This is a genomic window from Gallibacterium salpingitidis (assembly GCF_001678495.1).
In the GTDB taxonomy this organism is placed as follows: Bacteria; Pseudomonadota; Gammaproteobacteria; order Enterobacterales; family Pasteurellaceae; genus Gallibacterium; species Gallibacterium salpingitidis.
Window position 1 is genome coordinate 59688 of sequence record NZ_JTJL01000020.1, and the last position, 24252, is coordinate 83939.

Annotated in this window: 22 protein-coding genes; 16 read left to right on the forward strand and 6 right to left on the reverse strand. The window is 37.8% G+C overall.

From position 1 onward, the window contains the following. Nucleotides 1–13 precede the first annotated feature (13 nt). The 4 genes from artP to artM are packed head-to-tail and all read left to right on the forward strand — an operon-like array spanning nt 14 to nt 2844. Nucleotides 14–742, forward strand: a complete 729-nt coding sequence (gene artP / locus QS62_RS05710; protein WP_066107223.1) for an arginine ABC transporter ATP-binding protein ArtP — start codon at nt 14–16, stop codon at nt 740–742. A 22-nt stretch (nt 743–764) separates the two neighbouring features. After that, a complete protein-coding gene (locus QS62_RS05715; protein WP_066107226.1) occupies nt 765–1487 on the forward strand; it encodes an arginine ABC transporter substrate-binding protein in 723 nt (240 codons plus the stop codon). Between the two features lie 5 nt (nt 1488–1492). After that, nucleotides 1493–2164 carry an arginine ABC transporter permease ArtQ gene (gene artQ / locus QS62_RS05720; RefSeq protein WP_066107228.1) on the forward strand — a complete coding sequence of 224 codons (672 nt, stop codon included), beginning with the start codon at nt 1493–1495 and terminating at the stop codon, nt 2162–2164. After that, the gene (gene artM / locus QS62_RS05725) at nt 2164–2844 is read left to right on the forward strand and encodes an arginine ABC transporter permease ArtM (RefSeq protein WP_066107231.1); all 681 of its coding nucleotides are present in this window, start codon (nt 2164–2166) and stop codon (nt 2842–2844) included. Before artQ ends, artM begins: the two co-directional genes overlap by 1 nt. 29 nt (nt 2845–2873) lie before the next feature. Here artM and ruvX read toward each other — a convergent pair whose 3' ends face one another. From ruvX to rsmE, 3 genes are read right to left on the reverse strand one after another with little or no spacing between them, the layout of a single operon-like run. Next, complete coding sequence (gene ruvX, locus QS62_RS05730) at nt 2874–3293, reverse strand: Holliday junction resolvase RuvX (RefSeq protein ID WP_066107234.1); 420 nt, start codon at nt 3291–3293, stop codon at nt 2874–2876. Then, nucleotides 3293–3853, reverse strand: a complete 561-nt coding sequence (locus QS62_RS05735) for a YqgE/AlgH family protein (protein ID WP_066107236.1) — start codon at nt 3851–3853, stop codon at nt 3293–3295. The genes ruvX and QS62_RS05735 overlap by 1 nt, the downstream gene beginning before the upstream one ends. An 18-nt stretch (nt 3854–3871) precedes the next feature. Continuing rightward, entirely contained in the window at nt 3872–4603 is a 732-nt protein-coding gene (gene rsmE / locus QS62_RS05740; protein WP_066107238.1) for a 16S rRNA (uracil(1498)-N(3))-methyltransferase, read from the reverse strand. A 135-nt stretch (nt 4604–4738) separates the two neighbouring features. On the opposite strand from rsmE, the gene tpiA reads away from it, so the two are divergent. Both tpiA and gshAB read left to right on the forward strand, forming a co-directional pair. Continuing rightward, entirely contained in the window at nt 4739–5506 is a 768-nt protein-coding gene (gene tpiA, locus QS62_RS05745; protein ID WP_065235213.1) for a triose-phosphate isomerase, read from the forward strand. Nucleotides 5507–5695: 189 nt separating this feature from the next. Next, complete coding sequence (gene gshAB / locus QS62_RS05750) at nt 5696–7969, forward strand: bifunctional glutamate--cysteine ligase GshA/glutathione synthetase GshB (RefSeq protein WP_066107241.1); 2274 nt, start codon at nt 5696–5698, stop codon at nt 7967–7969. Between the two features lie 50 nt (nt 7970–8019). On the opposite strand, the gene QS62_RS05755 is transcribed toward gshAB, so the two are convergent. Further along, nucleotides 8020–8619 carry a ferric reductase-like transmembrane domain-containing protein gene (locus QS62_RS05755; protein ID WP_066107244.1) on the reverse strand — a complete coding sequence of 200 codons (600 nt, stop codon included), beginning with the start codon at nt 8617–8619 and terminating at the stop codon, nt 8020–8022. Nucleotide 8620: 1 nt separating this feature from the next. Then, on the reverse strand, nt 8621–9574 hold the full coding sequence (gene msrP / locus QS62_RS05760; protein WP_066107249.1) for a protein-methionine-sulfoxide reductase catalytic subunit MsrP: 954 nt from the start codon (nt 9572–9574) through the stop codon (nt 8621–8623). A gap of 183 nt (nt 9575–9757) precedes the next feature. Between msrP and QS62_RS05765 the strand changes: the two genes are divergently transcribed. The 7 genes from QS62_RS05765 (at nt 9758) to leuD (ending at nt 18358) form a co-directional block, all read left to right on the forward strand. Further along, entirely contained in the window at nt 9758–10840 is a 1083-nt protein-coding gene (locus QS62_RS05765; protein WP_066107252.1) for a PhoH family protein, read from the forward strand. Continuing rightward, the gene (gene ybeY, locus QS62_RS05770) at nt 10830–11306 is read left to right on the forward strand and encodes an rRNA maturation RNase YbeY (RefSeq protein ID WP_066107255.1); all 477 of its coding nucleotides are present in this window, start codon (nt 10830–10832) and stop codon (nt 11304–11306) included. Before QS62_RS05765 ends, ybeY begins: the two co-directional genes overlap by 11 nt. Nucleotides 11307–11327: 21 nt before the next feature. Further along, nucleotides 11328–13280 carry a GNAT family N-acetyltransferase gene (locus tag QS62_RS05775; RefSeq protein WP_066107258.1) on the forward strand — a complete coding sequence of 651 codons (1953 nt, stop codon included), beginning with the start codon at nt 11328–11330 and terminating at the stop codon, nt 13278–13280. Nucleotides 13281–13668: 388 nt separating this feature from the next. Continuing rightward, nucleotides 13669–15222: a 2-isopropylmalate synthase gene (gene leuA, locus QS62_RS05780; protein WP_066107260.1), complete on the forward strand. Its 1554-nt coding sequence runs from the start codon at nt 13669–13671 to the stop codon at nt 15220–15222. Next, nucleotides 15223–16299, forward strand: coding sequence for a 3-isopropylmalate dehydrogenase (leuB, locus tag QS62_RS05785; RefSeq protein ID WP_066107262.1), 1077 nt, complete (start codon nt 15223–15225; stop codon nt 16297–16299). It abuts the gene before it with no gap. Between the two features lie 42 nt (nt 16300–16341). Further along, a complete protein-coding gene (gene leuC, locus QS62_RS05790; protein WP_066107263.1) occupies nt 16342–17754 on the forward strand; it encodes a 3-isopropylmalate dehydratase large subunit in 1413 nt (470 codons plus the stop codon). A gap of 1 nt (nt 17755) precedes the next feature. Continuing rightward, nucleotides 17756–18358, forward strand: coding sequence for a 3-isopropylmalate dehydratase small subunit (gene leuD / locus QS62_RS05795; RefSeq protein ID WP_066107264.1), 603 nt, complete (start codon nt 17756–17758; stop codon nt 18356–18358). Between the two features lie 61 nt (nt 18359–18419). Here the strand turns inward: leuD and QS62_RS05800 are convergent, their stop codons facing one another. Further along, nucleotides 18420–19100 carry a YggS family pyridoxal phosphate-dependent enzyme gene (locus tag QS62_RS05800; RefSeq protein ID WP_066107268.1) on the reverse strand — a complete coding sequence of 227 codons (681 nt, stop codon included), beginning with the start codon at nt 19098–19100 and terminating at the stop codon, nt 18420–18422. 314 nt (nt 19101–19414) lie between these two features. Between QS62_RS05800 and thrA the strand changes: the two genes are divergently transcribed. From thrA to thrC, 3 genes are read left to right on the forward strand one after another with little or no spacing between them, the layout of a single operon-like run. After that, complete coding sequence (gene thrA, locus QS62_RS05805; RefSeq protein WP_066107271.1) at nt 19415–21862, forward strand: bifunctional aspartate kinase/homoserine dehydrogenase I; 2448 nt, start codon at nt 19415–19417, stop codon at nt 21860–21862. Nucleotides 21863–21877: 15 nt separating this feature from the next. Then, complete coding sequence (thrB, locus tag QS62_RS05810) at nt 21878–22822, forward strand: homoserine kinase (protein ID WP_066107274.1); 945 nt, start codon at nt 21878–21880, stop codon at nt 22820–22822. An 18-nt stretch (nt 22823–22840) separates the two neighbouring features. Then, on the forward strand, nt 22841–24118 hold the full coding sequence (thrC, locus tag QS62_RS05815; protein WP_066107276.1) for a threonine synthase: 1278 nt from the start codon (nt 22841–22843) through the stop codon (nt 24116–24118). Nucleotides 24119–24252 lie beyond the last annotated feature (134 nt).

A 24252-nucleotide genomic window follows, 5' to 3' on the forward strand; every position in this document is an offset into this window, starting at 1 on the left:
CGAGCTGATCTCAATGACCATTAGTATCAAAAATGTGAACTTTTTTTATGGTTCCACACAAGCTTTGTTTGACATTAATTTGACCGCGCAGGAAGGCGATATTGTGGTGTTATTAGGGCCAAGTGGTGCGGGTAAGAGTACGTTTATTCGTACATTAAATTTATTAGAAGTGCCGAAAAGTGGTGAGTTGGTCATTGCCAATAACCATTTTGATCTTTCCACAAATAATGATCCGAAGAAAATTCGTCAATTACGCCAAGATGTCGGAATGGTATTTCAACAATATCATTTATGGCCGCATATGACAGTAATGCAAAATTTAATTGAAGCACCAATGAAAGTGCTTGGGTTAAATGAAGAAGCTGCAAAACAACAAGCGTTAAGTTTGTTGCAACGTTTACGTTTAGAAGCTCATGCCGATCGTTTTCCATTACATTTATCAGGTGGGCAGCAACAACGGGTAGCGATTGCACGCGCATTGATGATGAAACCACAAGTATTGTTGTTTGATGAACCGACCGCAGCATTGGATCCAGAAATTACTGCACAAGTGGTTTCTATTATTCAAGAATTACAACAAACTGGCATTACCCAGTTTATTGTGACGCATGAAGTGAATGTTGCACGTAAAACCGCAACTAAAGTGGTTTATATGGAACAAGGACGTATTATTGAAGTGGGGGATGCATCTTGCTTTGAAAACCCACAAACTGAACAATTTAAACAATATCTATCACACTAAAGTCCTTACAGGAGAAAACACAATGAAAAAAGTATTATTAGCAAGCTTATTGTTTGGCGCAGCTGTTGCTGCAAATGCACAAACCATTACTTTTGCAATGGAACCAACTTATCCTCCTTTTGAAAATACTAATGAGAAAGGGGAAATTATTGGCTTTGATGTGGATGTTGCCAATGCTATCTGTAAGGAGATCAAAGCAGAATGTAAATTCACTAGCCAATCTTTTGATAGCTTAATTGCAGGACTTAAATTTAAACGTTTTGATGCTGCTATTTCTGCAATGGATATTACAGAAGAACGTTCAAAACAAGTGAGTTTTTCTGACCCGTACTATGATAGTTCAGCGAGCTTCGTTGCTGCGAAAGAAGGTGTTACTTTAGAAAATGCGAAAAATGTTGGTGTACAAAATGGTACAACTTTCCAACAATATGTTGCCGCAAAAGCAAAACAATATAGTAGTAAACCTTATTCAACCTTACAAAATGCAATTCTAGATCTAAAAAATGGTCGTATTGATATTATCTTTGGCGATACTGCGGTATTAGCAGAGTGGATTAAGAGTGATAAAGCAGTTCACTTTGTTGGTGATAAAGTGACTGATAAACAATACTTTGGTAATGGTTTAGGTATTGCAGTAAATAAAAATAATACTGAATTATTACAACAACTTAATAAAGGTCTAGCAGCAATTAAAGCGAATGGCCAATATCAAGTGATCTATGATAAATGGATGTCTGGTAAATAATCAAAATGTTTGCTGATTTTATTAATTTAATGTTCTCCGCTACCCTAGTGACGCTAGGGTTAGCGGTTTCTTCGTTAATTTTAGGATTAATTCTATCCATCTTTTTTGTGGTCTTAGAAACCAACAAAATTCGTTGTATTCGTCAAACAACATCAATAATCGTAACGCTATTGCGTGGTTTGCCAGAAATTTTGGTTGTATTGTTAATTTTCTTTGGATCGACACAAGTTCTATTTTTACTCACAGATGAATATATTGAGTTTAGTGCGTTCTGGTGCGGTACAGTAGCGTTAGCGATTATTTTTGCCGCCTATGCATCGCAATCTTTGCGTGGTGCTATCCAGGCGATTCCATTAGGTCAATGGGAGTCTGGCGCTGCATTGGGTTTAAGTCGTCCGCAAACATTTGTTCGAATTGTAATGCCGCAAGTTTGGCGCCATGCGTTACCGGGATTAAGTAACCAATGGTTAGTGTTGTTGAAAGATACTGCGTTAGTATCATTGATTGGGGTTGATGATTTAATGCGCCAAGCTGAATTGGTTAACGCAAGTACACACCAACCATTTACTTGGTATGGTATTGCCGCATTATTGTATTTAGTTATTACATTAGTGAGTCAAGTCGGTATTCGTAAACTTGATCTTTATTTCACACGCTTTGAACGGGAGAGAGGATAATGACATACGATTATTTTCTGACGATCGCTCAAGGTATTCCAACGAGTTTATTGTTGACTGTTGTGTCATTGGCAATTGCTTTTATATTGGCATTAGTCTTGACATTTTTATTAGCGCTAAATAATAAAGTGATTAGTAAAGTAGTTAATCTCTACATTACTTTGTTCACAGGAACGCCATTATTAGTGCAACTCTTTTTGATTTATAGTGGCCCGGGACAATTCCAATGGATTGTTGATAGTCCATTCTGGCATCTATTATCTAATGCCTGGTTCTGCGCTATGTTAGCTTTAGCATTAAATAGTGCAGCTTATTCAACGCAACTATTTTATGGTGCGGTAAAAGCGATTTCTAAAGGGCAATGGGAAAGTTGTGTTTCTTTAGGATTATCACGAGCACAGACATTAAAAATTTTAATTCCATATGCGTTAAAACGTGCATTGCCGTCTTATACCAATGAAATTATTTTAGTGTTTAAAGGTACATCGTTGGCTTCAACTATTACAATTATGGATATTATGGGATATGCAAGACAGTTATACGGTACAGAATATAATGCGTTGTTAATTTATGGCTTAGCTGGCGTTATTTATTTGGTAATTACTGGGATTGCGACCTATTTATTACGCAAATTGGAAAAACGTGTATTAGTGTTTGAACGCCTAGAAGTTTCTCAATAATTGTCGATTCAAATAGCGGGGATAAATTTTTATCCCCGATTTTCAAACCAACTCTCTAAAATTAAACAAGCAGAAATAGAATCTATTTTTCCTTTATTTAATGCTTTAAAACCGCCTCTGGAAAAAATTTCTGCTCTTGCCTCAGTTGTTGTTAAACGTTCGTCTTGTAATTCGACTTTAACACCAAAACGTCCATTCAAACGATTTGCAAATTTCTTTGCTCGTTGAGTAATCTCTTGTTCAGTACCATCCATATTTAAAGGTAGTCCCACAACTACAAAATCAGGTTGCCATTCATCTAAACATTTTTTAATTGCATCCCAATTAGGGATACCGTCTTGTGCTTTAAATGCAGGTAATGCTTGTGCAGTTTGTGTGATACTTTGCCCAACGGCACAACCAATGCTTTGGGTACCGAAATCAAAAGCAATAATTGTTAAATTCTCCATTATGCATTTCCCATTTCGTGACTGAGCAAAGAGCTTTGTTGAATTCCTAAGAGATGGTTTGCCGCTTCCCAACGTTGATCAAACGGTAATTCAAATAAAATTTCACGCGTAGCTGGTACAGTAAGCCATGAATTTTGCTTGATTTCATTAGCTAATTGATTTGGTTCCCATAAAGCGCAACCAAGAGCAATCAAGTAATCTTTTGGTCCTTGTTCAGTACCAAGAGAATAAAGTACATCTGATGAGGTGGTGAGAATAAGATCATCAGTGACAGCAAAAGAATAACGATATTTTTGTGCTGTTGCGCTATGTAAAACAAACCCTTGCTCTATATTGACTGGGCCACCAGCAAACACTAATTTTTCAGGGTAATGTTGTTGTGTTGGCATAAAATGATTCATTTTTGCCATCATCTCCGCTAGGCTTAGATCAGTTGGTTGATTAATCACAATCCCCATTGCGCCTTGTTCATTATCTTCACAAATATAGACAACGGTGCGTTGGAAGAAAGGATCTTCCAGATCAGGCATAGCGACGAGAAATTGATTTTGTAATGTCATAATTTTCCTTCATCTAAACTACAAATCACCAAAACAGACTTGTAAAGCACTAATTGCAACCAGAGAAGCTGTTTCAGTGCGTAATACTCTTTTACCAAGTAGCACTTCCGTAAATCCTTGCTGAACCGTATGTTCGATTTCTTGTGCTGATAAACCGCCTTCAGAACCAATTAATAAACGTACACCAGCTTCTGGTGGCGGTGCTAATTGTTTAATTGATTGAGCTGCTCGTGGGTGTAAATTTAGTTTCAACATTCCATCATTTTCAGCACACCAATCTTGTAATTTCATTAATGGGCGGATTTCTGGAATAATATTGCGTCCACATTGTTCACAAGCAGCAATCGCAATTTTTTGCCATTGTAGGATTTTCTTATCCATACGTTCAGCATCTAGTTTTACACCACAGCGTTCAGACCACAATGGTGTAATTACTTTTACCCCTAATTCAACCGATTTTTGAATGGTAAACTCCATACGTTCACCGCGAGAAATCACTTGTCCTAAATGAATAATGAGAGGTGATTCACGATCATCAAAAATAGCAGGTGCTAAAGATACGCTGATTTGCTTTTTATTGATTTCTGTAATTACCGCTGGATAAATATGATTACTACCATCGAATAATTCAAGTTGTTCGCCAATTTGCATGCGTAAAACACGTCCAATATGATGTGCAGCTTCTTCAGTTAAGACACATTGTGTAATGTTAGTTAATCGTTCTGGATGATAAATGCGTGGTATTCTCATAAATTCTTGCCAATAGATGAATTGATTACAGTTTATTGTAAAAAATTATCGCTTTTTTTGATATATCTCTAAGGATTTTTAGGGATTTTTGTTATAGTAAGCCGCGTTATTTTTTTAATGATCAAGGAGAAAATTATGGCTCGTCGTCCTTTAGTTATGGGCAACTGGAAATTAAACGGTAGTAAAGCATTTACTAAAGAATTAATTAATGGTTTAAAAGCAGAATTAGCTGGTGTAGAAGGTTGTGATGTGGCAATTGCACCACCGGTAATGTATTTAGCAGAAGCGGAAGCAGCATTAGCAGGCAGCAAAATTGCCTTAGGTTCACAAAATGTTGACTTAAAACAATCAGGAGCATTTACTGGTGATATTTCTGCGACAATGTTAAAAGATTTCGGCGCAAAATATATCATTATTGGCCACTCAGAACGTCGTGCATATCATCATGAAAGTGATGAGTTTATTGCACAAAAATTTGCTGTATTAAAAGAACAAGGTTTAGTGCCTGTACTTTGTATTGGTGAAAGTGAAGCAGAAAATGAAGCTGGTAAAACTGAAGAAGTTTGTGCAAGACAAATTGATGCAGTATTAAATACTTTAGGTGCAGAAGCGTTCCTTGGTGCAGTAATTGCGTATGAACCAATTTGGGCAATTGGTACTGGTAAATCAGCAACTCCAGCTCAAGCACAAGCAGTTCACGCATTTATTCGTAGCCATATTGCGAAGAAAGATGCGAAAGTAGCGGAACAAGTGATTCTTCAATATGGTGGTTCAGTAAATGATGCCAATGCAGCAGAATTATTTGCAATGCCAGATATTGATGGTGCATTAGTTGGTGGTGCATCATTAAAAGCACCAGCATTTGCAACTATTGTGAAAGCAGCTGCAAAAGCGAAAAACTAAAAAATAACTCTCTTTTTATTGATGAAACCTGCTAAAACAATTAGCAGGTTTTTTATTACACATATCCATATCTACATAAAAACCTACCAAATAACTAAACTATATAACTTATAGTCAGAAGCTATTTGCTTTCCATAATGAATTCTTATATTAATGTTCGGTTCGATAGAAGTTAACAAGGTTTAGAGTATGAACATTCAACAAGCGATTAAACAATATCATCTTGAATTGCTGTTCCAACAAGGAACGTTTGGAATAGAAAAAGAGAGCCAAAGAGTAACAGCAGATGGAAAAATCGTGACGACACCACACCCGGCTATTTTTGGTAATCGCTCTTATCATCCATATATCCAAACTGACTTTGCTGAGAGTCAATTAGAATTGATCACTCCACCACAGAAAAGCTTAAAAGAGAGTTTACGTTGGTTGTCAGCCATTCATGAAGTTGTATTACGTTCATTACCGGAGAATGAATATATTTCGCCATTTAGTATGCCGTTAGCATTACCCGCAGAGAGCGAAATTCAAGTTGCTCAATTAGATAATCGTGAAGATGTCGCTTATCGTGAACACCTTGTGAGCAGCTATGGTAAATACAAACAGATGATTAGTGGTATCCATTATAACTTCCAATTATCTGATGAATTTGTTGATCGGCTATTTGCCCTACAAAAGGAATATCAAGATCCGATTGCGTTCCGTAATGATCTTTATCTTAAGTTAGGGAAGAATTTTCTACGTTATCAATGGATTTTAGTTTATCTGTTTGCTGCATCACCAAGTGTGGAATCTGTCTTTTTTAATCGTGGACAAATTAAACCGGAAGGTTTCGTGCGTAGTTTACGTTCCAGTCATTATGGCTATGTTAATCACGCTGAAATTAAAGTTTCTTATGAGAGTTTACAGCAATATGTGGAAACCTTAGAACATTGGGTTAAGAGCGGTAAACTGATTGCAGAAAAAGAGTTTTATTCCAATATCCGTTTTCGCGGTGCGAAAAAGCATGTGCGTGAATTATTAGCAAAAGGTATTCGCTATGTTGAATTCCGTCTTTTTGATCTTAACCCTTTTGCTCAATATGGTATTGAATTAGCGGATGCCGAATTTATTCATACCTTTATTTTATTGATGGCATGGTTAGAAACTACTGCAACTCAAGATGAAATTGAGTTGGGTAAACAAAGATTGGCAGAAGTAGCGTTAGAGCATCCGCTTACCGTAACTCGTTATCAACAAGAAGGTCTTGATATTCTTAATCAATTAGAGCAAATGCTATTGAGTTTAGGCGCATCAGCGGAAACTATTGCTACTGTTAAACAAAAGCAACAACAGATGTTGTCGCCAGAAACTACGATTTGCGGACGTTTGGTACAACAAATGCAACAGGCAACTGATTATCATCAATTAGGTGCAAAATTGGCACAGCAATATAAAGCAGCCGCTGTCGAACGTTATTATGCCTTAACTGCCTTTGATAATATGGAATTATCGACACAAGCCTTAATGTTTGATCTGATTCAACAAGGAATTAATGTTGAAATTTTAGATGAAAATGACCAATTCCTCTGCTTGCAATATGGTGATCATATTGAGTATGTGAAGAATGGAAATATGACGGCGAAAGATAGCTATATTTCACCACTAATTATGGAAAATAAAGTGGTAACGAAGAAGGTATTGGCAAAAGGTGGTTTTAACGTACCGCAAAGTTTAGAGTTTAGAAATGTTAGCGATGCGGTGGCGAGTTATCCTCTCTTTGAACATCGTGCAGTAGTCATTAAACCTAAATCAACTAACTTCGGTTTGGGAATTACTATTTTTAAACAAGGTGTTGAAAATATTGATGACTTCCGTCAAGCGATAGAAATTGCCTTCCGAGAAGATAAAGAAGTGATGGTGGAAGATTATCTAGTTGGTACAGAATACCGCTTCTTTGTGTTGGGTGATGAAACGTTAGCAGTGCTATTGCGTGAACCGGCTAATGTCATTGGCGATGGGAAACATAGTGTAGCGGAATTGGTCGCAGCAAAAAATCAACATCCATTGCGTGGTGATGGTAGTCGCACGCCATTGAAGAAAATCGCATTAGGAGAGATTGAAAAGTTACAACTAAAAGAACAAGGTTTAACGATAGATTCGATTCCAGAAGCAGGACGTAAAGTACAATTGCGTGCTAATTCAAATATCAGTACTGGTGGTGATTCGATTGATATGACCGATCTAATGCACCCAAGTTATAAAGAAATTGCAGTTAAAATTACTAAAGCAATGGGTGCAGCAGTTTGTGGCGTTGATTTGATCGTACCTGATTATACGAAACCGGCAGAAGCAAGATTAAGCTCGTGGGGCGTGATTGAAGCGAATTTTAATCCAATGATGATGATGCATATTTTCCCATATCAAGGTAAATCAAGACGAGTTACCAAGAATGTGATTAAGATGTTATTTCCAGAGTTAGCTTAATTATTTCTTATTAAGTCAGAAGCAACCCCTCTATTTCGGAGGGGTTATTTTTATCTTTTTGGCGACTTCTTAAACTGACCTTTAGGAAAGAATTTAAATAATGCAAACAAAGCAACTAATCCTAAAAATAATCTGCTATCAAAATTATAGGCTTTCAAAGAAAGAAAATAGTGTAATGTTGCTAATATTACGGCAAGGAGAGCAAATTGATGCAATTGAAACCAATGCTTCTTCAGCCTTCTTTTGATTATCGGAATAGATGAGGTTGCAACCAGCGAGAAAATTAATCCAGAAAGCAAACCAATTTGTAAGTATGTCCTAGTAAAAATTTCATTAAAAAATAGCTTGGTATCAAAACCTAACTCTAAACCGAGATAGCTTAAAATATGTAATGTTAGCCAAAAAATGCCCCACAATCCTAAACTGCGATGTAATGGTAGCAAGATGTTCTGATGCGTCAGTTGTACTATCATCCGAAAGCTAAATAACACCAGAAAAAATATAAGTGCGGTATAACCTAAAAAATGAATAATCTCTTTAATTGGATCCGCACCAAATACTGCAAAATTAAAATTCACTGCATAAATTAGCCAAAGGAGAGTTGCCACTCCTGAGAAATGAATTAAATAACGGATAACCCTAAATAACATATTAGTAATTTTTGCGTAGATCTAAATGAGCATATAAATGAGCAACCTGTTCTTCATAACCATTGAACATCAAAGTTGGCTGCCGCGTGATATTGAATAACCCACCAGCACCGATCACTCTTTCAGAGGCTTGTGACCAACGTGGATGATCTACTTGCGGATTAACATTGGCATAGAAACCATATTCATGTGGTGCCAGTTTCATCCAAGTCGTAATTGGTGGTTGTTCTGTGAGGGTAATTTTGACGATAGATTTGATGCTCTTAAAACCATATTTCCAAGGTACAACTAAACGAATCGGTGCACCATTTTGCGGTGCTAACGTTTTACCGTATAAACCAACTGACAGCAGTGCTAATGGATTCATAGCTTCTTCAATTGTTAAGCCTTCAATATAAGGATAATCAATGCCGCCACCAAAGAAAGGATTTTTCTGCCCTGGCATCTGTTCAGGATCATATAAGGTTTCAAATACTACATATTTAGCTCTGCTTGTTGGGGCAGCCATTTTTAGTAAGGAAGCAAGTTCAAAACCGATCCAAGGAATTACCATTGACCAAGCTTCAACACAACGGAAACGATAAATCCGTTCTTCTAAAGCAAATTTTGTTAGTAAATCGTTGTGATCTAGTACCAATGGTTTTTCTACTTCTCCAGTTACTTCAAGTCGCCAAGGATCAGTTTTAAAGTTTTTCGCATATTGCGCTGGCGAACCTTTTTCTACGCCAAACTCATAGAAATTATTGTAACCAATTACTTTATCTTCAGGTGTTAGCGTTAGTGAATTTTGTTGTTGAGGGGTAAATGTTAAGGTAGTTCGTTTATCAGGGAGGTCATCTGCATAGGAGATATTCGGTAGAAAAGGAAAGATAGTTGCGCTACCAAATAAAGCGATTAACTTACGGCGCTGTTTAAAGAGTTGCTCAGGAGTGATGTCATTTTCGCTTAATTTCATTTTTTGTCCCTCAATAATGAATAAAAGTAAATGGCATGCAATTCAGATAATAGTTTTTGCAATAAGTTCACTGCAATAAAAAAATCTTTCACAGTTGATGCTATGGAGGTGACAAAAGAGAATTTATTGATAAGCAGAAAACCGTTATACTAACGGCATTCTTAATTATCATTGAGGTGGAACTTGACCACAACAATTTCAGAAGTTTTTACACTTGAACCGGAAGATAATGCTCGCTTGCAATCGCTTTGTGGGCCATTTGATGAACATATTTCCCTCATCGAAAAACAATTTAATCTAATTATCTCTCGCCGTAATTTCACTTTTACGTTGGAATCAGCTGACGAAGAAAGTAAACCGCATCATGCTCAGTTATTAAAAAATGTTGCTAAATTAATTCAACGTTTGTATGTAGAAACCGCAATGGTTAAAGGTAAAGTGAATGAGTTGGATCTCGAACAAATTCATTTGGCAATTCAAGAAAGCAGAATGTTATTGCAACAAACTGATGAAGATAATGAGGCAAAGGTTTATAGCACTACCATTAAAACCAAACGTGGTGTCATTAAACCGCGCGGTAAAAACCAAATTCAGTATCTGCACAATATTTTGCGTCACGATATTAGCTTTGGTATTGGGCCGGCTGGAACCGGGAAAACCTTTTTAGCGGTGGCAGCGGCGGTAGAGGCGTTAGAAAGACAACAGGTTAGACGTTTATTATTAACTCGTCCAGCTGTAGAAGCTGGGGAAAAATTAGGCTTCCTACCCGGCGATTTAGCGCAAAAGATCGATCCGTATTTGCGTCCTTTGTATGATGCCCTGTTTGAAATGTTAGGGTTTGAAAAGGTGCAAAAATTGATGGAGCGGAATGTCATCGAAATTGCGCCACTAGCGTATATGCGTGGACGTACCTTGAATGATGCTTTTATTATTTTAGATGAAAGCCAAAATACCACGATTGAACAGATGAAAATGTTCTTAACCCGTATCGGTTTTAATTCCAAAGCGGTTATTACTGGCGATATTACTCAGATTGATTTACCTCGTGGACAAAAATCAGGCTTACGCCATGCGATTGATGTGCTTAGTAATGTAGAAGAACTAAGTTTTAACTATTTCAAAAGTGAAGATATTGTGCGTCATCCGGTAGTAGCAAAAGTGGTGCAAGCCTATGAAAAATGGGAAGCGGAAGATGAGCAGCGCCGTAAAGAAGCGGCAGAACAACGTCGTTTAGCAAAATTAGAGGAACAGCATCATGACGCATAAACCTGAAGTAATCGTTGATTTACAGCTTGCGGCAGAAGATCAAACGAATTTGCCGACATTAGCACAATTTACTTACTGGGCGACGCAAGCGGTACGTCCGACTAAAGAAAATATCGAAATTACCGTACGTATTGTTGATGAAGCGGAAAGTCATCAGCTAAATTTCCAATATCGTGGTAAAGATCGTCCAACTAATGTGTTGTCTTTTCCATTTGAAGTACCAGAAGGGATTGAATTACCGCTGTTGGGGGATTTAGTCATTTGTCGCCAAGTTGTTGAAAAAGAAGCTAAAGAACAAGAAATTACGTTGGAAGCGCATTATGCTCATTTAACCGTACATGGCTGTTTACACTTATTAGGCTATGATCATATTGAAGATGATGAGGCTGAGGAGATGGAAAGTCTAGAAACGGAAATTATGTTGGCGATGGGTTATGCAGATCCTTATTTAAGTGAAAAAATGTAGAATAATAACGGTTAAACCGCTATGCAATGTGGTAATGATTTTTCTCGAGAAGTAATCATTCTAACTGGTGCGTCAGTATGGCGGCGACAGCAAGTCCAAGCAATTATTGAATATTATGCTGACACCACTGCCGTTTATTGTGGTGATCAGCTTCCTACTGATTTAGCAGATTCCATCTTATTTTTTTCATTTAAACAGAGCCGTAATCTATTAGGGCAAGAATTTAGCCTCGCTTTTTTTGATGCTAGTCATCAAGAGCAATTGTCATTTCATTTAGATAGCTTAGCGATTATTGCCGCAACCTTAAAAGCTGGCGGAAAACTTTTTATTCTTTTACCGGAGTGGCAAGGATTAACTCAAACCGTAGATTGGGATACTTTACGTTGGAATAGTTTGGCACAGGCGACCAGCTCAGCCAATTTTCTTGATTGGTTTAAACAGCTGAGTGAACAGTATCAAATTCCTATTTACTCTCCGCAAAAGCAACCTGAATTGACACCAATAACATCATCGGCTTGGCAGACACCAACAACGGCATTACAAGATCAACAACGTATTTTGCAACAACTTTTACAACCACAAACAGCAATTTACCTCTTGCTTGCCGGTAGAGGGCGGGGAAAATCAGCAGTAGCAGGGCAATTTATTCAACAAGCAACTGACAAAATTTTAGTGACTGCGGCGAATCGGCAGGCTATTACGACATTGATGAAATTTGCCGGCAATAAATCTTTTGATTTTATTGCTCCGGATGAATTGGTAAATAAACTTTCACAACAACAACTACCGTTTTATCAGTGGTTAATTGTTGATGAAGCTGCAATGTTACCGTTATCAATGTTGCAGACATTTTGCCAGACTTTTCCACACTTATTATTAACTTCAACTAGCGAAGGCTATGAGGGATCGGGACAAGGATTTCGATTAAAATTAGAGCAGCAAATATCACGTCAATTATGCCATTTAACATTAGAAGTTCCATTACGTTGGCAACAAGAGGATTTATTAGAACGTTGGCTCAACCAGTTAGCATTATTACAACCAACAACTGTTTCATTAGCGTTCCAGCCACAATCGAATCTCACTTTTGTATCGCACGAGCAAATTGTTTCTACGCAACAATTACAGCAATATTATCAACTGCTTAGCTTGGCTCATTATCGTACTTCGCCAACCGATTTACGGCGCTTAATGGATGGTAAAAAACAACAATTTTTAGCGTGTCAGTTAAATCATACAGTGGTTGGTGTGATTTGGGGATTACAAGAAGGCGGGATTGTTGATCAGACGTTGTTAGATGGTATCCGTTTAGGTTATCGTCGTCCTAAAGGTAATTTGGTTGCACAGGCGCTCTGTTTTCAAACCAATAATGTGATGGCGGCGAAACTCCGTTCATTACGTATTTCTCGTATTGCCGTATTACCAAATTGGCAGCAAAAAGGTATTGGTACACAGCTGGTGCAACAGCTGATCCAACAGTGTCAGACAACAATTGATTATCTTTCTGTTAGTTTTGGATATAGTGAACAATTGTTTAGCTTTTGGCAGTGTTGTGGTTTTAGATTGCTGGCGTTAAGTAGTGGTACTGAAGCGAGTAGCGGTAATTATAGTGTGATGATGGCATATCCGTTATCTACGCAAGGCGAACAATTTTGCCAACAGGCAGAGCAACAATTTTTACGTCATTTAGCGTTAAGTGAACATCCATTATTACCTGCATTAAGCCGACAAAGTATTTCAGTAAATGAGGATTGGCAGCTTACAGCGGAAGATTGGTGTGCGATACGAGATTTTGTCGAACATCAACGTACTTTATTTGTGACTTACCCAGCATTGCAACGCTTATTTAAGCGATATCCAAATCAAGCATTAGCACAGCAGCTGCAAATGTTGAAACGTACATTTGTTGTACAACAAAAGCAAAAGTTACAGCAATTTAAACAACAAGTAGCTGCTTTTTTACAGGAGATTTAAAAAAAAATTAAGTGTTATATTATCAATAAAAGACAGTAGATAAATTTAATGTTTTTATTTTATCTGGATTATTTAACTTTTTATTTGCTAATTATTGGTTTTTAATTTTATTTTTAGTTGTATTTTTCCGCAAAATAAATAAATTTTTAGCATAAAATGCTGTTGACTTGTTTTGGGCTTTTCGGCAAAATCAAAAGCGTTTTTGATTTACAAGGTTTTAAATAGATGATTCGTTCAATTTCTTTATCTCTGCTTCTCCTCCTCACAAATAGATAATTTGTGCGGTAAGTCGTGGATAAAGAAAAAGATTAATCAAAGCAAACACACACATCAGCCCGCACATAAGCGGGTTTTTTTTTAACTAATTTTTGTTCCGGCGGGGTGACATATGAGCAATCGCGTAATTATTTTTGACACAACATTAAGAGATGGCGAGCAAGCATTAAAAGCAAGTTTAACAGTAAAAGAGAAATTGCAAATTGCTTTAGCGTTAGAGCGTTTGGGTGTTGATGTGATGGAAGTTGGCTTTCCAGTTTCATCTGAAGGGGATTTTAAATCGGTACAAACTATTGCCCAAGCTATTAAAAATAGCCGCGTTTGTGCCTTATCACGTGCGGTAGCGAAAGATATTGATGCTGCGTATGAAGCATTGAAAGTAGCGGAAGCGTATCGTATTCATACTTTTATTGCGACTTCGGCTTTACACGTGGAAGCGAAGTTAAGACGCTCATTTGATGATGTGGTGGAAATGGCGGTTGCCGCAGTAAAACGTGCAAGAGGCTATACGGATGATGTAGAGTTTTCTTGTGAAGATGCTGGACGTACTGGTGTTGATAATATTTGTCGTATTGTGGAAGCAGCAATTAATGCTGGTGCAACTACTATTAATATTCCTGATACTGTGGGTTATACCTTACCAACACAATTCGGTAGCATTATTGAAAATGTAATGAATCGTGTTCCTAATATTGATAAAGCGATTGTGTCAGTACATTGTCATAATGACTTAGGTATGGCTACAGCGAACTCATTAACTGCAGTGCAGTACGGGGCAAGACAAATTGAGTGTACTATTAATGGTATTGGTGAACGCGCTGGTAATACCGCTTTAGAAGAAGTCGTGATGGCAATTCATACTCGTAAAGATTTGATGAATGTGACAACAGATATTAATACCCAAGAAATTTATCGTGTTAGCCAAATGGTGAGCCAACTTTGTAATATGCCAATTCAACCAAATAAAGCGATTGTCGGTTCAAATGCGTTTGCTCACTCATCAGGTATTCACCAAGATGGCGTATTAAAAAATGCCAATACTTACGAAATTTTATCGCCAGAAAGTATTGGTTTGAAGAAAGAAAAATTAAATCTTACCGCTCGTTCTGGACGTGCAGCAGTGAAAAATCATATGACCGATATGGGTTACACTGAAAAAGATTATGACTTAGATAAATTGTATGAAGCATTTTTGAAATTGGCTGATAAGAAAGGTCAAGTTTTTGATTATGATTTGGAAGCGTTAGCCTTTATTGATATGCAGCAAGGCGAAGAGGCGAGCGTACAATTACAAGGAATTTCCGTACAATCAGCAAGCCATATGCCAGCGACTGCCTCAGTAAAATTGTCTGTTGATCAAGAGATTAAATTAGATGCAGCAACAGGGAATGGTCCAGTCGATGCAGTGTATAACTGTATTTTACGTATTACCAATATGTCGTTAAAAATGACACATTATCAACTTTCTGCTAAAGGTGAAGGTAAAGATGCGTTAGGTCAGGTGGATATTGTGGTAGATTATGAAGGACGTAAGTTCCATGGTGTTGGTTTAGCTACTGATATTATTGAATCTTCGGCATTAGCATTAATTCATGCAATTAATGCCATCAAATTAGCGAAAAAAGTCGCAGATGTGAAATCTAAAAAAATTATGGAGACTGTATAAATGCAAACTTACAACATTGCCGTATTGGCAGGAGATGGTATCGGGCCAGAAGTGATGGCAGAAGCGTTAAAAGTATTGGACGCAGTAGAAAAAAAATTCAATTTTAAATTAAATCGTCATCATTATGATGTTGGTGGTATTGGAATTGATAATCATGGTAAAGCGTTACCAGATGTAACGTTAAAAGGTTGCGAAGCGGCAGATGCTATTTTATTTGGTTCTGTTGGTGGGCCAAAATGGGAACATTTACCAGCGAATGAACAACCAGAACGTGGTGCGTTATTACCATTGCGTAAACATTTCGGCTTATTTAGTAATCTTCGTCCAGCGACTTTATATAAAGGATTAGAAAAATTCTGCCCATTACGTGCTGATATTGCTGCAAAAGGGTTTGATATTGTAGTGGTACGTGAGTTAACTGGCGGTATCTATTTTGGTCAGCCAAAAGGACGTGAAGGTGAAGGTGCAATGGAAAAAGCGTTTGATACTGAAGTTTATCATCGCTATGAAATTGAACGTATTGCACGAATTGCTTTTGAAGCGGCGCAAAAACGCCGTAAAAAAGTAACCTCTGTAGATAAGGCGAATGTATTAATTAGCTCAGTATTATGGCGTGATGTTGTGGTAGAAGTAGCAAAAGATTATCCAGATGTCACCTTAGAACACATCTATATTGATAATGCGACTATGCAGCTAATCAAACAACCAGAACATTATGATGTATTGCTTTGTTCTAATATTTTTGGCGATATTATCTCTGATGAATGTGCAATGATTACAGGTTCCATGGGAATGTTGCCATCAGCAAGCACCAATGAGAAAGGATTTGGCTTATATGAACCTGCTGGCGGTTCTGCACCGGATATTGCTGGTAAAGGAATTGCGAATCCAATTGCGCAAATTCTTTCTGCTGCAATGATGTTGCGTTATAGCTTCCAATTAGAAGAAGCCGCACAAGCAATTGAAAAAGCAGTAAAACAAGTGCTTGCAGAGGGTTATCGCACTGCGGATTTAGCAGATAAAACAACACCGGTTTCGACTTCTGAAATGGGTGATTTAATCGCTGCAAGGATTTAAGCAAGTAATAAATGAAATAAAGATAAAAAAAGAGTGATTATTATGGGCAAAACATTATACGAAAAATTATTTGATGCTCACGTAGTGTATGAAGCGGAAGGGGAAACACCGATTCTTTATATCAATCGCCACTTGATGCACGAAGTAACTTCACCGCAAGCTTTTGATGGCTTGCGTGTGGCTGGACGTAAAGTGCGTCAACCGAGCAAAACCTTTGCCACAATGGATCATAGCATCTCTACTCAGAGTCGTGATCCTGCTGCTTGTGGTGAACAAGCACGTATCCAAGTGCTTGAATTAGATAAGAATTGTCATGCGAACAACATTTCACTTTATGATCTTAATAATAAGAAACAAGGTATTGTGCATGTTGTTGGACCGGAACAAGGTTTAACCTTGCCGGGTATGACTATTGTTTGTGGTGATTCGCATACTGCAACACATGGTGCATTTGGTGCATTAGCTTTCGGTATTGGTACTTCTGAAGTCGAACACGTTTTAGCGACGCAAACTTTGAAACAAGCACGTGCGAAGAAAATGAAAATTGAAGTGCGTGGTAAAGTGGCTGAAGGTATCACCGCAAAAGATATTATCTTAGCTATTATCGGTAAAACAACGATGGCTGGTGGTACAGGTCATGTTGTAGAATTTTGTGGACAAGCGATCGAAGATCTTTCCATGGAAGGTCGTATGACAGTTTGTAATATGGCGATTGAAATGGGAGCGAAAGCGGGATTAGTTGCACCAGATCAAACCACTTTTGATTATTTGAAAGATCGTCCATTTGCACCAAAAGGTGAAGAATGGGATAAAGCAGTAGCATATTGGAAAACGTTAAAAAGTGATCCTGATGCAGAATTTGATACTGTTGTGGTTTTAGAAGCCAAAGACATTGCGCCACAAGTAACTTGGGGAACTAATCCGGGGCAAGTGATCGCTGTTGATCAAACTGTTCCGAGAGTGAATGAAATTGCTGACCCGATTGAAAAACAATCCGCAGAAAAAGCCTTAGCTTATATGGGATTACAAGGCGGTGAGCATTTAACTGATATTAAAGTGGATAAAGTGTTTATTGGTTCTTGTACTAATTCTCGTATTGAAGATTTACGTGCGGCGGCGGCAGTAGCGAAAGGACGTAAAGTAGCTGCTGGGGTACAAGCGTTGGTAGTGCCGGGATCGGGTTTAGTAAAAGAGCAAGCGGAAAAAGAGGGCTTAGATAAGATCTTTATCGAAGCTGGTTTTGAATGGCGTTTGCCGGGTTGTTCAATGTGTTTAGCAATGAATGATGATCGTCTTGGTGAGTGGGAACGTTGTGCCTCAACCAGTAATCGTAATTTTGAAAGTCGTCAAGGTCGAAATGGACGTACTCATTTGGTTAGTCCTGCGATGGCGGCAGCTGCGGCTGTATTTGGTAAATTTACTGATATCCGCACCGTTGAATTATTAGGAGCATAATATGGTAGGATTTAAACATCACCGTGGCTTGGTTATTCCATTAGATATGGCAAATGTCGATACCGATGCGATTATTCCAAAACAATTTTTACAAGCGGTAACTCGGGTAGGATTTGGTAAACATCTTTTTCATGAATGGCGTTATCTTGATCCTGCTGGAACACAAGTGAATCCAAAATTTGTATTAAATTTTCCGCAATATCAAGGCGCAACCATTTTATTGGCACGTGAAAATTTAGGTTGTGGTTCATCAAGAGAACATGCACCATGGGCGCTTGCTGACTATGGTATTAAAGTGATGATTGCGCCAAGTTTTGCCGATATTTTTTACAGCAATAGTTTAAATAATCACTTATTACCGGTGAAATTGACTGAACAAGAAGTGGATGAAATCTTCACTTGGGTAAAAGCGAATGATGGTAAACCGATTGATGTGGATTTAGAGCAACAAACAGTACAGGTAGGTGATAAGACCTATCACTTTACTTTAGATCCATTCCGCCGCCATTGTTTATTAAATGGCTTGGATAATATTGGTCTTACTTTGCAGCACGAAGATGCAATTGCGGAATATGAGAAGAATATTCCGAGCTTTTTACGCTAAGATTTGCATATAGATAAGGGAATCAGATTTGATTCCCTTATCTTTGTATTAACAAAATTTTCTAATTTCTCTTACCAAAAATAGCAGTACCAATTCTTACCATTGTTGAACCACACATAATTGCACTTTGCATATCGTCAGTCATTCCCATTGAAAGTGTATCAATAGGAAGATTTGGATAGCTTTGTTGTAATTGCTGAAAGAGCGTTGCCATTTGTTTAAATACTGCTTGTTGTTGTGCAATATCATCTGTTGGTGCAGGAATTGCCATTAAACCACGAAGCTGTAAATTAGGGAGTTGGACAACTTGTGCCGCCAAATCCATTAACTGTTCAGGTTGAATTCCTGATTTTGAACTTTCATCGCTAATATTAATTTGAATTAAAACTTGTAAAGGTGGTAAGTGTGCTGGGCGTTGTTGGCTTAAACGTTCAGCAATTTTGTAGCGATCGATAGTTTGTACCCAATCAAAATGTTCCGCTACGATTCGTGTTTTATTGGATTGTAATGGTCCAATAAGGTGCCAAGTAATATCGTTTAAGTGTTGTTGCTGCGCTTGTTGGATTTTTTCTACGCCTTCTTGTACATAATTCTCACCAAATAGGCGTTGTCCAGCCTGATAGGCAGCGACAATATCACAGAATGGTTTTGTTTTACTGACAGCTAATAAAGAAACTGTGTGAGTAGTCTGATATTGAGCAATTTGTTGATAAATACGGTTTAAATTTTGTGCAATATCCATCTTTTAATTCTCTTGAAAAACGAAAAAACGGCTTATTATAAAAAAAATTAACTAAGAGTAATAAATTTATTTGACAATATGAGTGAATTTAGGTACTTATTAGAACCACTGAATATTAACTAATTTCCAATTCTGTGTAGTAGTAACCATGACAGCAATGAACATTACGATGACCCGCATTATGATGACCATTATTATTAGTGGGGCGGGTTAGCACACAGAATCCAGTGTTTAAGAAACCCGCACCCTACAAAGTGCGGGTTTTTTATCGGTAATTTTTCAATTTTTAAAATAAAAAATAAGAGGACAACATCATGCGCGTATTAAAATTTGGTGGTACATCATTAGCAAATCCAGAACGTTTTTCGCAAGCTGGAGAGTTGATTTTACAAGCTCATTTGAAGGATCAAGCCGCAGCCGTTTTATCTGCACCAGCGAAAATTACTAATTATTTGGTGGCATTGGTGGATAAGACCAATAAAGGTGAGGATAAGCAGCAAGATTTACAGGAAGCGAAGCAAATTTTTGAAAATATTCTCGTTGGTTTGAAACAAAGAAATGCAAAATTTGATGATGAAAAATTAAGACAAACCGTTCAACAAGAACTCTCCCAAATCGAACATACCTTATCTCTCTTTTCTCCACAAACTCCTTGCCCAGACAATATTAATGCTTCAGTGATTTCACGTGGTGAAAAATTATCGATTGCGATTATGGCGGGATGGTTTGAAGCTCAAGGTTATCAAGTACATATCGTTGATCCAGTAAAACAGTTATTAGCACGTGGTGAATATTTAGAATCTTCAGTTGATATTGAAGAATCTACTAAACGTGTTAATGCTCCAGCGATTCCAAAACAAAGCGTGGTATTAATGGCAGGATTTACTGCAGGAAATGATAAAGGTGAATTGATGGTGTTAGGACGTAATGGTTCTGACTATTCTGCAGCGGTATTAGCGGCTTGTTTGCGTGCTGATTGTTGTGAAATCTGGACGGATGTTGATGGTGTTTATACTTGTGATCCGCGTTTAGTGCCAGATGCTCGTTTATTGGAAACAATGTCTTATCAAGAGGCAATGGAATTATCTTATTTTGGTGCAAAAGTCATTCACCCACGTACTATCGCGCCAATTGCTCAGTTTAATATTCCATGCTTAATTAAAAATACTGGAAATCCAAGTGCTCCAGGTACTTTGATCGATGGTAATGTCCGTTCAGAAACTTTGCAAGTAAAAGGTATCACTAACCTAAATGATGTGGTGATGTTTAATGTTTCAGGTCCAGGAATGCAAGGTATGGTCGGTATGGCAGCAAGAGTCTTTGATACCATGTCGAAAGCAGGGATTTCGGTTATTTTAATTACCCAATCTTCTTCAGAATATAGTATTAGTTTCTGTGTACCGAAAAAATCAGCAAGTAAAGCGAAGAGTGCGTTAAAACGTACTTTTGCTACTGAATTGGCTTCTGGCGCATTGGATGAAATCGAAATTATTGATGATCTTGCGATTATTTCTGTGGTGGGTGATGGTATGCGTAAGAGTCGTGGTATTGCAGCTAAATTCTTAACTGCATTAGCACAAGCCAATGTTAATATTGTCGCGATTGCACAAGGTTCATCAGAACGTTCTATTTCTACCGTAGTGCCGCAGAATAAAGCGATTGAAGGTGTAAAAGCGACTCACCGAGCTTTATTTAATAGCCAACAATCATTGCGTGTATTTTTGATTGGTGCTGGTGGTGTTGGTAGTGAATTATTGGATCAAATAGCGCATCAACAACAATTTTTAGCAGATAAAAATATTGCTATTCGTGTTTGTGGAATTGCTAACTCGAAAAAAGTTTTATTAAACGTTGATGGTTTGGATTTAAGTAATTGGCGCGAAGACTTAGCCAATGCGAAGGAAAGTTTTTCAATTCGTCGTGTGATTGATGCCGTACAAGATCAACATGTGTTAAATCCGATTTTAGTTGATTGTACTTCAAACCAAGAAATTGCAGATAGCTATTTACATTTCTTAAATGCAGGTTTCCATGTTGTTACCCCGAATAAAAAGGCGAATACTTCAAGTTTAGCCTACTATCACCAATTACGTGCGGCAGCGTTAAATAATCAACGCTTGTTCTTATATGATACCAATGTGGGTGCGGGATTACCGGTAATTGAAAACTTACAAAATTTGTTAGCTGCGGGTGATGAAGTAGAAGTGTTTGATGGTATTTTATCTGGCTCATTATCTTTTATTTTTGGTGAGTTAGAACAAGGTAAATCGTTATCAGAAGTAACACGTTTAGCGAAAGAGAAAGGTTTCACTGAACCAGATCCACGTGACGATTTATCAGGACAAGATGTAGCACGTAAGTTATTGATCTTAGCTAGAGAATCTGGGCTTGAATTGGAATTAAGCGATATTGAAGTTGAAGGTGTGTTACCGAAAGATTTTGCTAAAGGTAAATCTACAGCAGAATTTATGGCAATGTTACCAGAGTTAGATGCTGAATTCGCTAAACGTGTGAAAGCGGCGCAAGATGAAGGCAAAGTATTGCGTTATGTTGGGCAAATTAAACAAGGTAAATGTAAAGTTGCAATCAAGGCAGTTGACGCGGAAGATCCTTTATATAAAGTGAAAAATGGTGAGAACGCACTGGCATTTTATACTCGTTATTACTCACCAATTCCATTATTATTACGTGGTTATGGTGCAGGTAACAATGTTACAGCTGCGGGAATTTTTGCGGATATTTTGCGCACATTACGTCGCTAATAAAAGGGGAACGCTATGTTACGAATTTATGCGCCGGCTTCAAGTGCCAATATTAGTGTTGGTTTTGACACACTTGGAGCGGCAATTTCACCGATTGATGGCTCATTGCTAGGTGATGTGATCCAAATTGAAGATTGTGCAGAACAGTTTGAGTTTGAAAGTGTGGGGTATTTTGTGCGTAAGCTGCCGAAAGAACCACAAAAAAATATTGTCTATCAAGCTTATGTGCTGTTTAGTGAACGCCTTAAATTACGTAATCAACAGGTGAAACCGTTACGTTTAACCTTAGAAAAGAATATGCCGATTGGTTCGGGATTAGGATCTAGCGCTTGCTCCATTGTGGCAGTGCTCGTCGCCTTAAATCAATTTCATAATGATCCATTTTCTGATATGGAATTATTGGAAATGATGGGAGAATTAGAAGGACGTATTTCAGGCTCGATTCACTATGATAATGTGGCGCCTTGCTATATGGGTGGGGTGCAATTTATGGTGCAGTCATTAGGTTCAATTTGTCAGCGTTTACCATTCTTTGATAATTGGTATTGGGTTTTAGCCTATCCGGGAATTGAGGTTTCTACTGCAGAGGCGAGAGCAATTTTGCCAAAAAGCTATACTCGACAAGATGTGATTTCTCATGGTCGTTATCTTGGTGGTTTTGTCCATGCTTGTCATACTCATCAAGAGAATTTAGCTGCTATTATGATGAAAGATGTAATTGCAGAACCATATCGTCAGCAATTATTACCAAATTTTGCTGAAGTGAAACAGGCAGCACAGGATTTAGGTGCTTTAGCAACAGGAATTTCAGGTTCAGGACCGACAATGTTCTCGATAGCGCCAGATTTAACCACCGCAACGAAAGTTGCTGATTATTTAGAGAAGCATTATTTGCAAAATAATGAAGGTTTTGTGCATATCTGCCAAGTGGATAATCAAGGTGCAAGACAAATTGGTTAATAAGATAAAGGTAACAGAATGAATTTATACAATATCAAACATCCAGAAGAACAAGTAAATTTTGCTCAAGCCGTTCGCCAAGGATTGGGTAAAGATCAAGGTCTATTTTTTCCTGAAAAATTGCCTTATTTTGACAATGTTGATGAATTATTGGCGCTGCCATTAGTAGAGCGCAGCCAACGTATTTTATCTGCAATTATTGGTGATGAAATTCTAGCGGAAAAGTTGGCGCAATTAGTTGCCAATGCTTTTACTTTCCCAGCGCCAGTAGCCAAAGTAGATGAGAATGTTTATGCTTTAGAACTGTTCCATGGTCCAACATTGGCGTTTAAAGATTTTGGTGGGCGTTTTATGGCGCAAGCATTAGCAGCAGTGCGTAAAGATGGCAAAATTACAATTTTAACAGCGACTTCAGGTGATACAGGAGCTGCCGTTGCTCACGCATTTTATGGTTTGGAAAATATTGATGTAGTGATTCTTTATCCGAAAGGAAAGATCAGTGCATTGCAAGAAAAGTTATTCTGCACCTTGGGTGGTAATATTCGTACTATTGCGATTGAAGGCGATTTTGATGCTTGCCAAGCATTGGTAAAACAAGCTTTTGATGATCAAGAATTACGTGAAGCGATTGGTCTAAATTCGGCGAATTCTATTAATATTAGCCGTTTACTTGCGCAGATTTGTTATTACTTTGAAGCAGCAGCACAATTACCAGTAGAACAACGTCAAAATTTAGTGGTATCTGTACCAAGCGGTAATTTCGGTAACTTGACAGCAGGCTTGATCGCTAAGGCGATTGGTTTACCAATTAAACGCTTTATTGCTTCAACTAATGCTAATGATACCGTACCTCGTTATTTACGTTCTCAACAATGGGATCCACACGCAACAGTAGCAACATTATCAAATGCGATGGATGTAAGCCGTCCGAATAACTGGCCTCGTGTAGAAGAGTTATTCCGTCGCCAGCAATGGTCTTTAGCTGATTTACATTCTGACAGTGTGACTGATGCAGAAACAGAAGAAACGTTAAAAGAGATGTATGCGAAAGGCTATTTGTGTGAGCCTCATGGTGCAGTAGCTTATCGTGTATTAAAAGAAGATCTGCAACCAGGTGAAACAGGTCTATTCCTTTGCACTGCACATCCAGCGAAATTTAAAGAGAGCGTTGAACGTATTTTAGCGATTGATTTACCGCTACCAGAAGCGTTAGCGAAACACAATGCGTTACCGTTGTTATCTATTACGATGGCGGCGGATTTTGCTCAATTGCGTGCATTTTTATTGACTAAATAAGCAAGAATTAAACACAAAATAAAGGGCTAGTCATTTTCTAGCCCTTAACTTTTATATATTTAGGATGATTTTTTATTGTTTAGTTGCGCCAAATGCAGCACCTAGTTTTTCATTGTCTTTTTCGGCCTAATAGA